At 69.1% G+C, this 15,489-nt stretch carries 11 protein-coding genes; 7 read left to right on the top strand and 4 right to left on the bottom strand.

All coding sequences use genetic code 11. The features are described from left to right. Positions 1-44: 44 nt before the first annotated feature. The 4 genes from ACZ56E_RS20705 to metH all read right to left on the bottom strand — a co-directional run bounded on the left by ACZ56E_RS20705 (position 45) and on the right by metH (position 7,962). Complete coding sequence (locus ACZ56E_RS20705; RefSeq protein ID WP_468611716.1) at positions 45-1,622, bottom strand: ABC transporter substrate-binding protein; 1,578 nt, start codon at positions 1,620-1,622, stop codon at positions 45-47. Between the two features lie 59 nt (positions 1,623-1,681). Continuing rightward, a complete protein-coding gene (locus tag ACZ56E_RS20700; protein ID WP_468611717.1) occupies positions 1,682-3,289 on the bottom strand; it encodes an ABC transporter substrate-binding protein in 1,608 nt (535 codons plus the stop codon). A gap of 340 nt (positions 3,290-3,629) precedes the next feature. Further along, a complete protein-coding gene (locus ACZ56E_RS20695) occupies positions 3,630-4,325 on the bottom strand; it encodes an HAD family hydrolase (protein WP_468611718.1) in 696 nt (231 codons plus the stop codon). Between the two features lie 100 nt (positions 4,326-4,425). Further along, the gene (metH, locus tag ACZ56E_RS20690) at positions 4,426-7,962 is read right to left on the bottom strand and encodes a methionine synthase (protein WP_471216046.1); all 3,537 of its coding nucleotides are present in this window, start codon (positions 7,960-7,962) and stop codon (positions 4,426-4,428) included. A gap of 267 nt (positions 7,963-8,229) precedes the next feature. On the opposite strand from metH, the gene ACZ56E_RS20685 reads away from it, so the two are divergent. From ACZ56E_RS20685 to mtnB, 7 genes are all read left to right on the top strand, one after another. Next, complete coding sequence (locus ACZ56E_RS20685; protein ID WP_471216043.1) at positions 8,230-8,994, top strand: IclR family transcriptional regulator; 765 nt, start codon at positions 8,230-8,232, stop codon at positions 8,992-8,994. Positions 8,995-9,323: 329 nt separating this feature from the next. Beyond that, positions 9,324-10,115, top strand: coding sequence for an MIP/aquaporin family protein (locus tag ACZ56E_RS20680; RefSeq protein WP_468612035.1), 792 nt, complete (start codon positions 9,324-9,326; stop codon positions 10,113-10,115). A gap of 81 nt (positions 10,116-10,196) precedes the next feature. Continuing rightward, on the top strand, positions 10,197-11,741 hold the full coding sequence (glpK, locus tag ACZ56E_RS20675; RefSeq protein ID WP_468561522.1) for a glycerol kinase GlpK: 1,545 nt from the start codon (positions 10,197-10,199) through the stop codon (positions 11,739-11,741). A 3-nt stretch (positions 11,742-11,744) separates the two neighbouring features. Next, positions 11,745-13,355 carry a glycerol-3-phosphate dehydrogenase/oxidase gene (locus ACZ56E_RS20670; RefSeq protein ID WP_471216034.1) on the top strand — a complete coding sequence of 537 codons (1,611 nt, stop codon included), beginning with the start codon at positions 11,745-11,747 and terminating at the stop codon, positions 13,353-13,355. Between the two features lie 150 nt (positions 13,356-13,505). Next, on the top strand, positions 13,506-14,090 hold the full coding sequence (locus ACZ56E_RS20665; protein ID WP_471216032.1) for a 1,2-dihydroxy-3-keto-5-methylthiopentene dioxygenase: 585 nt from the start codon (positions 13,506-13,508) through the stop codon (positions 14,088-14,090). Continuing rightward, the gene (mtnC, locus tag ACZ56E_RS20660; protein WP_471216029.1) at positions 14,087-14,830 is read left to right on the top strand and encodes an acireductone synthase; all 744 of its coding nucleotides are present in this window, start codon (positions 14,087-14,089) and stop codon (positions 14,828-14,830) included. Before ACZ56E_RS20665 ends, mtnC begins: the two co-directional genes overlap by 4 nt. Further along, positions 14,827-15,444, top strand: a complete 618-nt coding sequence (gene mtnB / locus ACZ56E_RS20655) for a methylthioribulose 1-phosphate dehydratase (protein ID WP_471216026.1) — start codon at positions 14,827-14,829, stop codon at positions 15,442-15,444. Before mtnC ends, mtnB begins: the two co-directional genes overlap by 4 nt. Positions 15,445-15,489: the final 45 nt, after the last annotated feature.

Below are 15,489 nucleotides of genomic sequence, written 5' to 3'. Positions count from 1 at the left end.
CGGGGGGCGGCCACCTTCGCCGTTGTGGTCATGCGTCGGGCCGGTCAGCCCTTGCTGATCTCCCAGAAGCGGAAGACCGTGGACGCGTCGAGGCAGGACTCCAGGCCGTAGACGCTGTCGCGGACGACGGCGTACTGCTTGGCCTGCCAGACCGGCAGGACGGGCAGCTGCTCGGCCACGATGTCCTGGAGCTCGCCGTACTGCTTGTCGGTCTTGGTGCGGTCGCTCTCCGTCGCGGTGCCGGGGATGATCTTCCCGGTGATGGTGCTGTTCTCGAAGTGGTTGCCGAGGACGTTGCCCTTGCCGAAGAACGGCTGCGTGAAGTTGTCCGGGTCCGGGTAGTCCGGCACCCAGCCCTTGACGTAGACGCCGTACTTGCCGGCCTCGATGTCCTTCTCGTACTGGTCGAACGCGACGGACTTCACCTGGGCGTCGAAGAGGCCGGAGGCGTTGAGCTGCTTGGCGATGGCCCGCAGCTCCTGGTCGGTGGCCGGGCCGTAGCGGGTCGGCGTCGACCAGAGCGTCAGCTTGACCTTGCCCTCGATGCCGTCGGAGCGCAGCGCGGCGGCGGCCTTGGCGCGCTGCGGGCGGGCGCCGTAGGTGTCGAAGAAGGCCGTGTTGTGGCCGCCGATGCCGGCGGGGACGATCGAGTACAGCGGCGTGGCCGTGTCCTGGTAGACCTCCTTGACCAGGGCGTCCCGGTCCAGGAGGTACGCCATGGCCTTGCGCACGCCGAGCTTGCCGGCCACCGGGTCCTTCATGTTGAAGACCAGGTGCTGCACCTCGGCGCTGGTGCCCTCGACGATGTCGACGTCCTTGGAGGTGTCCCGCTCGATGTCCGCGATGTCCGCGGCGGCGAGGCCTCGGTAGGCCAGGTCGATCCGGTCCTCCAGGAGCGCCTTCTTCAGGCCCTTCTGGTCGCCGTGGAAGAACTTGATGGCCACGCCGTCGTTCTTCACCTTGGCGGTGCCCTTGTAGCCGGAGTTGACGGAGAAGACCGCCTGCTCCTTGTCGAACGAGTCGAGCTTGTACGGTCCGGAGCCGACGGCCTTGCCGTCCTCGCGCAGCCCGTTCATGTCGTACTCGCGGTGGTCCACGATGGAGCCCGCGCCCGAAGCGATCTTGCTGGGGAACGTGGCGTCGGAGTACTTGAGCTTGAAGACGACGGTCTTGGCGTCCGGCGCCTGCACCCGGTCGAGCATCGGGAACATGATCGCGGGGCCGTCGCCGTCGTTGATCTTCCGCATGCGGTCGAAGGAGAACTTGACGTCCTTCGACGTGAGCGCGTTGCCGTTGCTGAACTTCAGCCCGTCACGCAGCTCGCACTTGAAGACCTTCGCCTCGGTGTCCGTGAAGCCACAGCTCTCGGCGGCTTCCGGGGCGGGCTCGGTGGCGCCCTTGGGGAAGCTCAGGAGCGACTGGAAGACGTTGTTGAACAGGAGCCAGGAACCGGGGTCGTAGCCGGATGCCGGGTCGGTGGCGAGGACGTCGTCGGACATCCCCATCACGACCGCGTCGCCCGTGTCCCCCGCGCCACCCGATTCCGTGCCACAGCCGGTCAGCAGGGCGGCGGCGAGCCCTCCCGTGAGGGGAAGGGCCAGCCACTGGTTACGACATTTCACTTACGTGCCTTTGGTGTTGTGGTCGTTCGCTGGAACTGGAGGGGTCTCCGTGCGGAGGATCAGCCGCTGACGCCGCGGCTGAGCTCCCACAGCTGGAGGTTGGACGAGGAGTTGAGGGCCCACTCGACACCCGTGATGTCGTCGCGTGCCGCGATGTACTGCTTGCCCTGCCAGAGCGGGAGCACCGGGACGTCGTCGGCGACGATGTCCTGGATCCGGCGGATGCTCTTGGAGGCGGCGAGCCGGTCGGCCTCGCGTCGGGACGTCGGGATCAGCTGGTCGTTGATCGTGTCGTTCACGTACGGCGAGCCGAGGAAGTTGTCCTTGTCGAGGAACGGCGCGAGGAAGTTGTCGGCGTCCGGGAAGTCGGGGAACCAGCCCATGCCGTACGCCGCGTACTTGCCGTTGCGCTCGGCCGCGCGGAAGGTGTTCCACGGCACGCCCTTGATGGACACGTCGAACAGGCCGGAGTCGTTCAGCTGCTTGCGCAGCAGCTCGAACTCCTTCTTGGTGCCCGGGCCGTAGTGGTCGGTGGTGTAGTGCAGCGTCATCTTCACCGGGGTGGAGATGTTCGCCTTGTTCAGCAGGGCGCGGGCCTTGGCCGTGCTCGGGTTGCCGTACTTGTTGAAGAACGAGTTGGCGTGCCCGGTGATGGTGGACGGGACCAGCGAGTACAGCGGGTCGGCCGTCGAGCCGTACACCGCGGAGGCCAGCGCGCCGCGGTCGACGAGCTGCGCCATGGCCTGACGGACGGCCTTGCTCTTGGCCGTCGGGGCGTCGGTGTTGAAGGCGAGGTAGCGGATCTCCAGACCCTGCATCTCGACCACGTCGATCTTCTTGTCCTTGGCCCCGTCGTACTGCTTGACCTGCTCCGGCGACATGGTGCGCGTCATCAGGTCGATGTCGCCGTCCTCGAGCGCCTTGCCCATGGCGTCGGTGTCGGCGAAGTTGCGGAGCTCCACCTTGTCGCTCTGGACCTTGAACGCGCCCTTGTAGTGGGGGTTCTTGGTGAACACCGTCTTGACCACGCGGTCGTTCTCGACCTCGGCCTTCGCCGTGTAGGGGCCGGAGCCGTCCACGTCGAAGCCGTCCCGCAGCTTGTTCTTGCTGTAGTGGTCCTTGCTGATGATGCCCGCGGTCGGCGTGGCCAGCTTGAACGGGAACGTCGCGTCCGGGGTCTTGAGGTGGAAGACGATGTCGCGGTCGCCCTGGACCTCGATCTCGTCGACGTTCGCCACCAGGCCGTCGGAACCGCTGGGGTACTTGATCTTGATGTCGCGGACCCGCTCGATGGAGAACTTCACATCGGCGGCCGTCAGCGGCTCGCCGTCGGAGAACTTCAGCCCCTTGCGCAGGGTGCAGGCGTAGCGCTCGTTGCCCGTGTCGGTGAAACCGCACTGCTCGGCGGCCTCGGGCTGCGGGTCGCCGCCGCCGCGCGGCATCGCCATCAGGGTCTGGACGGTCTGGCGCAGGATGTTCCAGGAACCGGCGTCGTAGGAGTACGCCGGGTCGAAGGGCGCCGGCACCTCCTTCGAGATGGCGAACGTGTCCGTGGTGCCGGCGGTGACCGGCTTGTCGCCGTCTCCGCCGTCCGAACCACCGCACGCCGCGAGCGCGGGGGCGAGCAGACCAATGACAGCCGGCAGCACCAAAGTCTTGCGGTTCATGCTCGACGTTCTCCAGAGCTCTTGAATCCCGTGAATCCCGCAACGCGGGGTGTGGGTTGATGGGGCACGGGGGGTGGGGCGATGTTCTCGCGACGAGATTAGTCCGCACCAGATGAGCTTCGGAGGGGGCATGAAGCGTGTATCAATCACGCTGCGAAACCGGGCGTGGACACACCGATAACCCGACACCGGAAGGTTTCGTGCACGCTCCCACCAATCGGGACACAACGTCACGCCACCCGGCACCCCGGAGGGGCTCCCTGCACACGCCGGTCCCGCTGTCGACCCCCGCTGGAGTGGGAAACGTCACAGCCGACAACGGGGGTTCCGGCGGGAGCTGTCAGAGAGTCATCAGGCCTTGCAGGAAAGGCAGGTTGACGTGTTCGAGGGAGGGGACGACCGTCCGGCCCGCGGCGGCGAGGATGGGGGCGACCGAAGGCACGGCCACCACTCGGCAACCCGCGGCCTCCGCCGAGGCGACGCCCGTCGCGGTGTCCTCGATGACGGCGCATCTGGCGGGGTCCACGCCGAGCCCCCGGGCCGCGAGGAGGTACGGGTCGGGGTGGGGCTTGGTGCGGGCCACCTCGTCGCCCGCGACGGTGAGTTCGAAGTGGTGGGCGCCGACCGAGTCGAGGACGCGGTCGATGATGCGGCGGTGCGAGGCGGACACCAGGGCCATCGGCACGTCGTGCGCGGCGAGTTCGGCGAGCAGGCGGGCGGCGCCCGGCATCAGCGGCAGGGAGCGGCCTATGCGGTCCTCGAAGCGGTCGTTGAGCAGCACGGTGAGCTCGGCGATCGTGATGTCGGCGCCGGTGGCCTCGATGAGGAAGCCGGCGCTGCGCGTCATGGGGCCGCCGACGACGACGTCGCGCCAGGCCTCGTCGAGTGCGTGGCCGAGGGACGCGAAGACCTCGACCTCGGCGTCCCACCAGAAGCCCTCGGTGTCGACGAGCGTTCCGTCCATGTCGAGCAGCACACCCTGCAGCGCGGAGCCTTCGGCCGTTCGGGTGCCGAGCGCGGGAACCGTACTGGTCATGCGACCACACCTTCCATGAGGGACGAGAAGGCCGGTCGCCTCCTTGTGACGGGAAGGCAACCGGCCTGCACTGGACCGACCAGTGTACGACTGCGCCGGATCAGCGCGCGTTGAAATATTTCGCCTCGGGGTGGTGGATGACGATCGCGTCGGTGGACTGCTCGGGGTGGAGCTGGAACTCCTCCGAGAGCTGTACGCCGATCCGCTCGGGCTGCAGGAGCTCGGCAATCTTCGCGCGGTCCTCCAGGTCGGGGCAGGCGCCGTAGCCGAGTGAGAAGCGCGCGCCGCGGTACTTCAGGGCGAACATGTCCTCGACGTCGGCGGGGTCCTCGCCGCCGAAGCCGAGCTCGGCGCGTACGCGGGCGTGCCAGTACTCGGCGAGGGCTTCGGCGAGCTGGACGGACAGGCCGTGCAGTTCGAGGTAGTCGCGGTAGGAGTCGGCGGCGAACAGCTCGGCGGTCGCTTCGCCGATCTTCGAGCCGACGGTGACCACCTGCAGCCCGACGACGTCGGTCTCGCCGGACTCCTCCGGGCGGAAGAAGTCGGCCAGGCAGAGCCGACGGCCGCGGCGCTGGCGCGGGAAGGTGAAGCGGGTGCGCTCCGATCCGTCGTCATTGAGGAGGATCAGGTCGTCGCCCTTGGAGACGCACGGGAAGTAGCCGTAGACGACGGCGGCTTCCAGCAGGTTCTTGGTCTGCAGCTCGTCCAGGAGACCGCGCAGGCGCGGCCGTCCCTCGCTCTCGACGAGCTCTTCGTACGTGGGTCCGGTGCCGGTGCGGGCCTGCTTGAGGCCCCACTGGCCCTTGAACAGGGCGTCCTCGTCCAGCCAGGAGGCGTACTCCTTGAGCTGGATGCCCTTGATGACGCGGGTGCCCCAGAACGGGGGCGTGGGCAGCGGGTTGTCGACGGCCACGTCGGAACGGGACGGGCCCTCGGGCTCGTCGACGGCCAGAGCCGGAGTGTCGCGCTTGGCGACCCGGCGCTGCTTGAGTTCGGGCAGGCTCGCCCCCGGCACGCCGCGCTTGACCGCGATCAAAGCGTCCATCAGGCGCAGACCCTCGAACGCGTCGCGCGCGTAGCGCACTTCGCCCTCATAGATCTCGTGCAGATCCTGCTCCACGTAAGCACGCGTGAGAGCCGCCCCGCCGAGGATGACGGGGTAGTCGGCGGCCATCTTGCGCTGGTTGAGCTCCTCCAGGTTCTCCTTCATGATCACCGTGGACTTGACCAGCAGCCCCGACATGCCGATCACATCGGCCTTGTGCTCCGCGGCCGCGTCCAGGATCGCCGCGACCGGCTGCTTGATACCGAGGTTGACCACGTTGTAGCCGTTGTTCGACAAGATGATGTCGACCAGGTTCTTGCCGATGTCGTGCACGTCGCCGCGCACGGTGGCCAGCACGATGGTGCCCTTGCCCTCCGCGCCCTCGACCTTCTCCATATGCGGCTCAAGGTGAGCGACCGCGGTCTTCATCACCTCGGCGGACTGCAGCACGAAAGGCAGCTGCATCTGCCCGGAGCCGAACAGCTCCCCCACAACCTTCATGCCCTCCAGCAGAATGTTGTTGACGATGTCCAGCGCCGGAGTGTCCTGCAGGGCTTCATCCAGGTCGGCTTCCAGGCCGTTCTTCTCGCCGTCGATGATGCGCCGCTGCAGCCGCTCATCCAGCGGCAGCGCCAGGAGTTCCTCGGCCTTGCCCGCCTTCATCGACTTCGTCGAGACACCCTCGAAAAGCTCCATCAGCTTCTGCAGCGGGTCATAGCCCTCGGCGCGGCGGTCGTAGATCAGGTCGAGGGCGGTGCTCACCTGCTCGTCGTCGAAGCGGGCGATCGGCAGGATCTTCGAGGCGTGCACGATCGCGGAGTCCAGGCCGGCCTTGACGCACTCGTCCAAAAAGACGGAGTTGAGCAAGACACGGGCGGCCGGGTTGAGCCCGAAGGAGATGTTGGACAGGCCCAGGGTGGTCTGCACCTGGGGGTGGCGCTTCTTCAGCTCCCGGATCGCCTCGATGGTGGCGATACCGTCGCCCCGGGATTCTTCCTGGCCGGTGCAGATGGTGAAGGTCAGGGTGTCGATGAGGATGTCCGACTCATGGATGCCCCAATTGGTCGTCAAATCCTCGATGAGGCGTTCGGCGATGGCGACCTTGTGCTCGGGGGTGCGGGCCTGGCCCTCCTCGTCGATGGTCAGCGCGATCAGCGCCGCCCCATGCTCCTGGGCCAGCGCGGTGACCTTCGCGAAGCGGGATTCGGGGCCGTCGCCGTCCTCGTAGTTGACGGAGTTGATGACCGCGCGCCCGCCCAGCTTCTCCAACCCTGCCTGGATGACGGGGACCTCGGTGGAGTCCAGCACGATGGGCAGGGTGGAGGCGGTAGCGAACCGCCCGGCCAGCTCGGCCATGTCCGCCACCCCGTCACGGCCCACATAGTCCACACACAGATCCAGCATGTGCGCGCCCTCACGGATCTGGTCGCGGGCCATCTCCACACAGTCGTCCCAGCGGCCCTCCAGCATCGCCTCACGGAACTTCTTCGACCCGTTCGCGTTCGTCCGCTCCCCGATCGCCATATACGCGGTGTCCTGACGGAAAGGGACCGTCTGGTACAGCGACGCGGCGCCCGGCTCGGGGCGCGGGTCGCGCGGGGCCGTCTCGACACCCCGTACCCGCTCCACGACCTGCCGCAGGTGCTCCGGCGTCGTACCGCAGCAGCCGCCCACCAGCGAGAGGCCGTACTCGCGGACGAAGCTCTCCTGCGCGTCGGCGAGCTCAGGCGCCGTCAGCGGATAGTGGGCGCCGTCCTTGCCGAGGACCGGCAGGCCCGCGTTCGGCATGCAGGAGAGCGGGATGCGGGAGTGGCGGGCGAGATAGCGCAGGTGCTCGCTCATCTCGGCCGGGCCCGTGGCGCAGTTCAGGCCGATCATGTCGATGCCCAGCGGCTCCAGCGCGGTCAGCGCGGCCCCGATCTCCGAGCCCAGCAGCATGGTGCCGGTCGTCTCGACGGTGACCGAGCAGATCAGCGGGAGGTTCGCACCGGTGGCGTCCATGGCGCGGCGGGCGCCGAGGATGGCGGCCTTGGTCTGGAGGAGGTCCTGGGTGGTCTCCACCAGGAGCGCGTCGGCGCCGCCGGCGATCATGCCTTCGGCGTTCGTCTGGTAGGCGTCGCGCAGGACGGTGTACGGGGCGTGGCCGAGGGTCGGCAGCTTGGTGCCGGGGCCCATGGAGCCGAGGACCCAGCGCTGCTGTCCGGTGGAGGCGGTGAACTCGTCGGCCACCTCGCGGGCGATGCGGACGCCCGCCTCGGACAGCTCGAAGTTGCGGTCGGCGATGTCGTACTCGCTCAGGGCCGCGAAGTTGGCGCCGAAGGTGTTGGTCTCCACGCAGTCCACGCCGACGGCGAAGTACTCCTCGTGCACGGAGCGCACGATGTCGGGGCGGGTGACGTTCAGGATCTCGTTGCAGCCCTCGAGCTGCTGGAAGTCGTCGAGCGTCGGGTCCTGGGCCTGGAGCATGGTGCCCATCGCGCCGTCGGCCACCACCACGCGGGTGGCGAGGGCCTCGCGGAGGGCGTCGGCTCGGGTCCTACTCTCGGACGAAACAGGCGTGGGCTGCGACGACGGGGTTGGCGACGAGGCCATGAAAGAGCTCCCTGGAGTGCGACGGCTGTCGGCTTTGCGCCTTCTGGCTGGAGGGCGCACTCGGTCAGGGTAGCCGGGACCAAGGTCCCTTTGGGAAGGAGTCCACGAGACGGACGGGCGTGGCGGGCTTGGCCGGTTCAGGTGCTTGACATGGGGAGTGGGGGCAACACGTGCTGTCGACGCATTAGCGAGAGGTCGACAACGACCGATAGTGTTCAGCATTGTCGAACGTCGAGTTGGATCAAGGGGACGGAGGTCGGGGCTGCGATGGCACGCAACATCCAGTCGCTCGAAAGGGCCGCGGCGATGCTGCGGCTGCTCGCGGGCGGCGAGCGACGGCTCGGCCTCTCCGAGATCGCCTCCGCCCTCGACCTGGCCAAGGGTACGGCGCACGGCATTCTGCGCACTCTGCAGGCGGAGGGATTCGTCGAGCAGGACTCCGCGTCGGGCCGCTACCAGCTGGGCGCCGAGCTGCTGCGTCTCGGCAACAGCTATCTGGACGTGCACGAGCTGCGGGCCCGCGCCCTGGTGTGGACGGACGACCTGGCCCGGTCCAGCGGTGAGAGCGTGCACCTCGGGGTGCTGCACCAGCAGGGCGTGCTCATCGTCCACCACGTCTTCCGGCCCGACGACAGCCGCCAGGTCCTGGAGGTGGGGGCCATGCAGCCGCTGCACTCCACGGCGCTGGGCAAGGTCCTCTCCGCGTACGACCCGGTCGCGCACAACGAAGCCGTCGAGGCGGAGCGGCAGACCTTCACCGTGCACACGGTGGCCGACGCCGAGGGCTTCGAGGGCGTCCTCGACATCACGCGCGCGCGTGGGTACGCGGCGGACATCGAGGAGACCTGGGAGGGCATCGCCTCCGTAGCGGCCCCCATCCATGACCGGCGGCGCATGCCGGTCGGCGCGGTCGGCGTCACCGGGGCCGTGGAGCGTGTCTGCAAGGACGGGGAGCTGCGGCCCGAGCTGATCGCCGCCGTGCGGGACTGCGCGCGCGCCGTGTCCAGGGATCTGGGCGCCGGGCGCTTCTAGCTCCCGCCGGCCCGCAGGGCCCTTTCGGGGCTCCGTCACACCACCTCCGCCACACCGCTTCGGAGCTGCGGCGCACCCTCTCCGGCTGCGCGATCATCGATAAGGCGGAACGATCAATAACGATCGTGTTTTCAATAACAGAACCCTTGACGGGCGAGTAACCCCGGGGTGAGACTCGCGTCCATCGGTCGGCATTGTCGAACACCTACCGGCATTACGCGCTAGAGTGTGACAAGGCCAAGGGCCGGCAACGACCTCACCTGAGGTCGCGGACCACCGGAGGGACCCGGGGTTCGCCTTCCCCTGGACGAAGGACAAAGGAGTCGCGGGTGTCCAGCTCCGACATCTTCATCGGCGAGACCATCGGTACCGCCGTGCTCATCCTGCTCGGCGGTGGCGTGTGCGCCGCCGTCACGCTCAAGCGCTCGAAGGCCAAGGACGCCGGCTGGCTCGCCATCACCTTCGGGTGGGGCTTCGCCGTACTGACCGGCGCCTACCTCGCGGGGGGTGTCTCCGGCGCCCACCTCAACCCGGCGGTCACGCTCGGCCTCGCGATAGAGGGCGGCACCAAGTGGAGCGACGTACCGCTCTACCTGGCCTCGCAGCTGCTGGGCGCGATGATCGGCGCCTTCCTGGTGTGGGTCACCTACCTGGGCCAGTTCAAGGCCCACCTCACCGACCCCGAGGTCCTCGCGGCGCAGCCGGTGGAAGACGGCATGGTCGACCAGAAGGCCGCCCCGTCGGCGGGCCCGGTGCTCGGCATCTTCTCGACGGGCCCCGAGATCCGTAACTACGTCCAGAACGTGCTCACGGAGATCATCGCCACGGTCGTCCTGGTGCTCGCCATCCTGACGCAGGGCCTCAACGACGGCGGCAACGGCCTCGGCACCCTCGGCGCCCTGATCACCGCCCTCGTCGTGGTCGGCATCGGCCTCTCGCTCGGTGGCCCCACGGGCTACGCGATCAACCCGGTCCGTGACCTCGGCCCCCGCATCGTCCACGCCGTGCTCCCGCTGCCGAACAAGGGCAGCTCGGACTGGTCGTACGCCTGGGTGCCGATCGTCGGTCCGCTGATCGGCGGCGCCATCGCCGGCGGTCTCTACAACGTCGCGTTCAAGTAGGCGTTCAAGTTGACCCGCCACAGCGACCGATGACCGCCACAGACGCTTGAGAGCCGTCAGAAAAGAATTCTGGAGCACACCGTGACCGACGCACACACCGCAGGCCCCTTCATCGCGGCCATCGACCAGGGCACCACGTCCAGCCGCTGCATCGTCTTCGACAAGGACGGCCGGATCGTCTCCGTCGACCAGAAGGAGCACGAGCAGATCTTCCCGAAGCCGGGCTGGGTCGAGCACGACGCGACCGAGATCTGGACCAACGTCCAGGAGGTCGTCGCCGGCGCCGTCGACAAGGCCGGCATCACCCGCGACGACATCAAGGCGATCGGCATCACCAACCAGCGTGAGACCACGCTGCTGTGGGACAAGAACACCGGCGAGCCGGTGCACAACGCCATCGTCTGGCAGGACACCCGCACCGACGCGCTCTGCAGAGAGCTCGGGCGCAACGTCGGCAAGGACCGCTTCCGCCGCGAGACCGGCCTGCCGCTGGCCTCGTACTTCGCGGGGCCCAAGGCCCGCTGGCTGCTCGACAACGTCGAGGGCCTGCGCGAGCGCGCCGAGGCGGGCGACATCCTCTTCGGCACCATGGACTCCTGGGTCATCTGGAACCTGACCGGTGGAGTCGACGGCGGCAAGCACGTCACCGACGTCACCAACGCCTCCCGCACCATGCTGATGAACCTCCACAAGATGGAGTGGGACGAGCGCATCTGCGAGTCCATCGGCGTCCCGAAGCAGATGCTGCCGGAGATCCGCTCCTCCGCCGAGGTCTACGGCGAGGTCACCGGCGGACAGCTCGGCGACCTGCTCGGCGGCATCCCCGTCGCATCCGCGCTCGGCGACCAGCAGGCGGCCCTGTTCGGCCAGACCTGCTTCGCCGAGGGCGAGGCCAAGTCCACGTACGGCACCGGCACCTTCATGCTGATGAACACCGGTGACAAGGCCATCAACTCCTACTCCGGGCTGCTGACCACCGTCGGCTACCAGATCGGCGACCAGAAGCCGGTCTACGCCCTGGAGGGCTCCATTGCCGTCACCGGTTCGCTGGTGCAGTGGATGCGGGACCAGATGGGCCTGATCAACTCCGCCGCCGAGATCGAGACGCTCGCGTCGTCGGTCGAGGACAACGGCGGCGCCTACTTCGTACCGGCCTTCTCCGGCCTGTTCGCCCCGTACTGGCGCTCCGACGCCCGCGGTGTGATCGCCGGTCTGACCCGGTACGTCACCAAGGCGCACATCGCGCGCGCCGTCCTGGAGGCCACGGCCTGGCAGACCCGTGAGATCACCGACGCCATGACGAAGGACTCCGGCGTCGAGCTCGCGGCCCTCAAGGTCGACGGCGGCATGACCTCCAACAACCTGCTGATGCAGACCCTCTCGGACTTCCTCGACGCGCCGGTGGTGCGCCCGATGGTGGCCGAGACGACCTGCCTCGGTGCCGCCTACGCCGCCGGTCTCGCCGTCGGCTTCTGGTCCTCGACCGACGAGCTGCGCGCCAACTGGCGGCGGGCCGCGGAGTGGACCCCCCACATGGACGCGGGCACCCGCGACCGTGAGTACAAGAGCTGGCTCAAGGCCGTCGAGCGGTCCATGGGTTGGCTCGATGAGAGTGGCGAGGAGTAAGACATGACCACCCTGCAGAGCGTCCCTGCCCTCGGGACGCATCCGGCTGCCGGCCTCAACCCGAGCCGCGCCGAGACCCGGGAGCAGCTTTCCAAGGCGACGTACGACCTCCTGGTGATCGGCGGCGGAATCCTGGGCATCTCCACCGCCTGGCATGCCGCGCAGTCGGGACTGCGGGTGGCCCTGGTGGACGCCGGTGACTTCGCCGGCGCCACCTCCTCCGCCTCCTCCAAGCTGCTCCACGGCGGTCTGCGCTACCTGCAGACCGGTGCGGTGAAGCTGGTCGCGGAGAACCACTTCGAGCGTCGCGCGGTGTCCCGTCAGGTGGCCCCCCACCTGGCGAACCCGCTCACCTTCTACCTGCCCGTCTACAAGGGCGGTCCGCACGGCGCGGCCAAGCTGGGCGCGGGCGTGTTCGCGTACAGCGCGCTGTCCGCGTTCGGCGACGGCGTCGGCCACCTGCTGTCGCCCTCCAAGGCCGCGCAGGACGTGCCGGAGCTGCGCACGGACAATCTGAAGGCCGTCGCGGTCTACGGCGACGACCAGATGAACGACTCCCGCATGGCCCTGATGACGGTCCGCGCGGCCGTCGAGGCCGGTGCCGCCGTCCTCAACCACGCCGAGGTCACCGGGCTGCGCTTCACCAAGGGCCGGGTCACGGGCGCGGAGCTCAAGGACCGCATGAGCGGCGACGAGTTCGGCGTCAACGCCCGCCTCGTGCTGAACGCGACCGGCCCGTGGGTCGACCACCTGCGCAAGATGGAGAACCCGGACGCGGCGCCCTCCATCCGCCTCTCCAAGGGCGCGCACCTGGTCCTCAAGCGCACCGCCCCGTGGAAGGCCGCGCTGGCCACGCCGATCGACAAGTACCGCATCACGTTCGCCCTGCCCTGGGAGGACATGCTGCTGCTCGGCACCACGGACGAGGAGTTCGAGGGCGACCCGGCGGACGTGCGCGTCACCGAGGCGGACACCGCCCAGATCCTCGACGAGGCCGCGTTCTCCATCCGCGACCAGCAGCTGTCGCGCGACCTGATCACGTACTCCTTCGCGGGCCTGCGGGTGCTGCCCGGCGGTCCCGGCGACACGTCGAAGGCCAAGCGCGAGACGGTCGTCACCGAGGGCCGCGGCGGCATGCTGTCGGTCGCCGGCGGCAAGTGGACCACCTTCCGCCACATCGGTCGTACGGTGATGAAGAAGCTGGAGGCCCTGCCGGGGCACCCGCTCGGCGACGCCTACGAGCCGATCTCCGAGCTGCCGAAGAAGCTGCCGCTGCCCGGCATCGCCAACCCGCGTGCCGTCGCCCACCGTCTCCTCGTGGACGGTCCGGCGCCCGGCCCGCGCATGGCCGCCGACACCGCCAAGCACCTGGCGACGCACTACGGCTCGCTCTCCTTCGACATCGCCCGGCTGGCGAACGAGAACCCGGAGCTCGCCGAGCGCGTCCACCCGGACGCCCCGGAGATCTGGGCCCAGGTCGTCTACGCCCGCGACAACGAATGGGCCGAGACGGCGGACGACGTGCTGCGCCGCCGTACGACGCTGACGATCCGCGGCCTGGCCACGGACGAGGTGCGGGGCAAGGTCGAGGACCTGCTGGGCAAGAAGGCCTGACGGTCCATCGGCAGTACGTAGTCACGTAGTAAGGGGCGGCCTCCATGGAGGCCGCCCCTTACGCGTCCACGCACTGGGACACCCTGTGGCGAGCCGGGGCCGGGAGCTACCATCCCGGGAACACCCGTCCGACCTGCCCTGGAGTGCTCCATGACTCTCCTGACGACCTGGCCGGAGGCCGGGCCCGACACCGTCGTCCGCCGCACCTCGGACCCCGCCGAGATCGCCGCCGCCCTCGCACCGATAGGCGTGCGGTTCGAACAGTGGCCGGTGCGCGAGGACGTCCCGGCCGACGCCGACAGCGACACCGTCTTCGCCGCGTACCGCACGGAGATCGACAAGCTCAACGCCGAAGAGGGCTTCCGGACCGTCGACGTGGTGGCGCTGCATCCCGACGGGTCTCCTGAGTGGCCCGCGAAGGCGGCCGCCGCCCGCCAGAAGTTCCTGGCCGAGCACACGCACGACGACGATGACGAGGTGCGTTTCTTCGTCGCGGGCGCCGGTATCTTCTACCTCCACGTGAACGGCGAAGTGCACGCCGTGTACTGCGAGAAGGGCGACCTGCTCGGTGTGCCGCGCGGCACCACGCACTGGTTCGACATGGGCACGTCCCCCGCGTTCACGGCGATCCGCTTCTTCCACGAGGAGGACGGCTGGATCGGGAACTTCACCGGCAGCCCGATCGCGGACCGCTTCCCCGACTTCGACGAGATCCACGCGGGGTACGCCGCGTGACGGATCACGACCTGGGCCCCGTGGACGCCGTGGTGCTCGACATCGAGGGCACGACGAGCGCCACCGGGTTCGTGGTGGACGTGCTGTACCCGTACGCGCGCGAGCGGTTCGGCGAACTGCTCGCCTCGCGGGGCGACGAGCCCGAGGTGGCGCGGGCCGTCGCGCAGGTGCGGGCCGAGATCGGTGAGCCGGAGGCCGACGCCGGGCGCGTGGAGAAGGTGCTCGGCGAGTGGGTCGACGCCGACCGCAAGGCGACTCCGCTGAAGACGCTCCAGGGCGTCCTCTGGTCGGAGGGCTTCGCGCGCGGCGAGCTCGTCTCGCACTTCTATCCGGACGTCATCCCGGTGCTGCGGCGCTGGCACGCGGACGGGGTGCGGCTGTATGTGTACTCGTCCGGTTCGGTGGCGGCGCAGCGGGCGTGGTTCGCGCACTCCGCGGAGGGTGACCTGCTGGGGCTGGTCAGCGGCCTGTACGACACCGAGAACGCGGGGCCGAAGCAGGAGGCGGACTCCTACCGGGCCATCGCGGCGTCCACCGGGGTCGCCCCCGGGGGGCTGCTCTTCCTCTCCGACCGGCCCGGCGAGCTGGACGCGGCGCGGGCCGCGGGCTGGCGGACGGTCGGTGTGTGCCGGGCCGGGGAGCCGTACGCCGACGCCGACTTCGGCGCTCATCCGCGGGTGTCGGCCTTCTCCGAGATCAGTCCTCTTGCCGCCACTCCTGACCCTGGGAGCAGTTCATGACCGAGACCTCCACCGACGTCACCGCCGCGGAGCTGGCGGAGGCCGGGGCCGTGCTGGCCGGGGAGGCGGCGCGGTTCGCCTCCTTCGGGTGGATGCGGGGGACGTCCGGGAACCTGTCTCTGGTCCTCTCCCGGGACCCGCTCCGGCTCGCCGTGACCGCCAGCGGGCGGGACAAGGGTGAACTCACGCCCTCCGACGTGGTGTTGACGGACGGCGAGGGCGCGGCTGTCGGGCCGGGGCGGCCGTCCGCCGAGGCCGCCCTCCACGCGCGCGTGGTGCGGCTCACCGGGGCGGGTGCCGTGGTGCACGTCCACACGGTGGCGTCGGTCCTCATGGGGCAGCGCTCCCCCGCCGGCATCCCCTTCGACAACCTGGAGATGCTCAAGGGACTCGGGCATCCGACACACGAGGTGTCGGTGACGCTGCCCGTGATCGCGAACAGCCAGGACATGACCGAACTCGGGGACCGCCTCGAGGCGGCCCTCCGGCCCGGAATGCCGGCGGTGGTCGTCGCGGGCCACGGGATCTATGTGTGGGGCGCGGACCCGCGCGAGGCGCGGCATCGGGCCGAAGTCGTGGAGTGGCTGCTGGAGCTGGCGGCGGCTCGGGGTTGAGGGGGCGGGGGCAGGCTTTCGGGCGCGGGCGGCGGATCGGTCGGC

Source organism: Streptomyces sp. NPDC039480, assembly GCF_055597165.1.
The sequence above is the reverse complement of the archived record's forward strand: the minus strand, read 5'-3'. Positions and strand labels throughout refer to the sequence as shown.

Bases quoted from the DNA above. Each gene is read 5' to 3' on its own strand.
- ACZ56E_RS20700 (WP_468611717.1), bottom strand. From the start codon at position 3,289: ATGAACCGCAAGACTTTGGTGCTGCCGGCTGTCATTGGTCTGCTCGCC.
- ACZ56E_RS20695 (WP_468611718.1), bottom strand. From the start codon at position 4,325: ATGACCAGTACGGTTCCCGCGCTCGGCACCCGAACGGCCGAAGGCTCC.
- metH (WP_471216046.1), bottom strand. From the start codon at position 7,962: ATGGCCTCGTCGCCAACCCCGTCGTCGCAGCCCACGCCTGTTTCGTCC.
- ACZ56E_RS20685 (WP_471216043.1), top strand. From the start codon at position 8,230: ATGGCACGCAACATCCAGTCGCTCGAAAGGGCCGCGGCGATGCTGCGG.
- ACZ56E_RS20670 (WP_471216034.1), top strand. From the start codon at position 11,745: ATGACCACCCTGCAGAGCGTCCCTGCCCTCGGGACGCATCCGGCTGCC.
- ACZ56E_RS20665 (WP_471216032.1), top strand. From the start codon at position 13,506: ATGACTCTCCTGACGACCTGGCCGGAGGCCGGGCCCGACACCGTCGTC.
- mtnB (WP_471216026.1), top strand. From the start codon at position 14,827: ATGACCGAGACCTCCACCGACGTCACCGCCGCGGAGCTGGCGGAGGCC.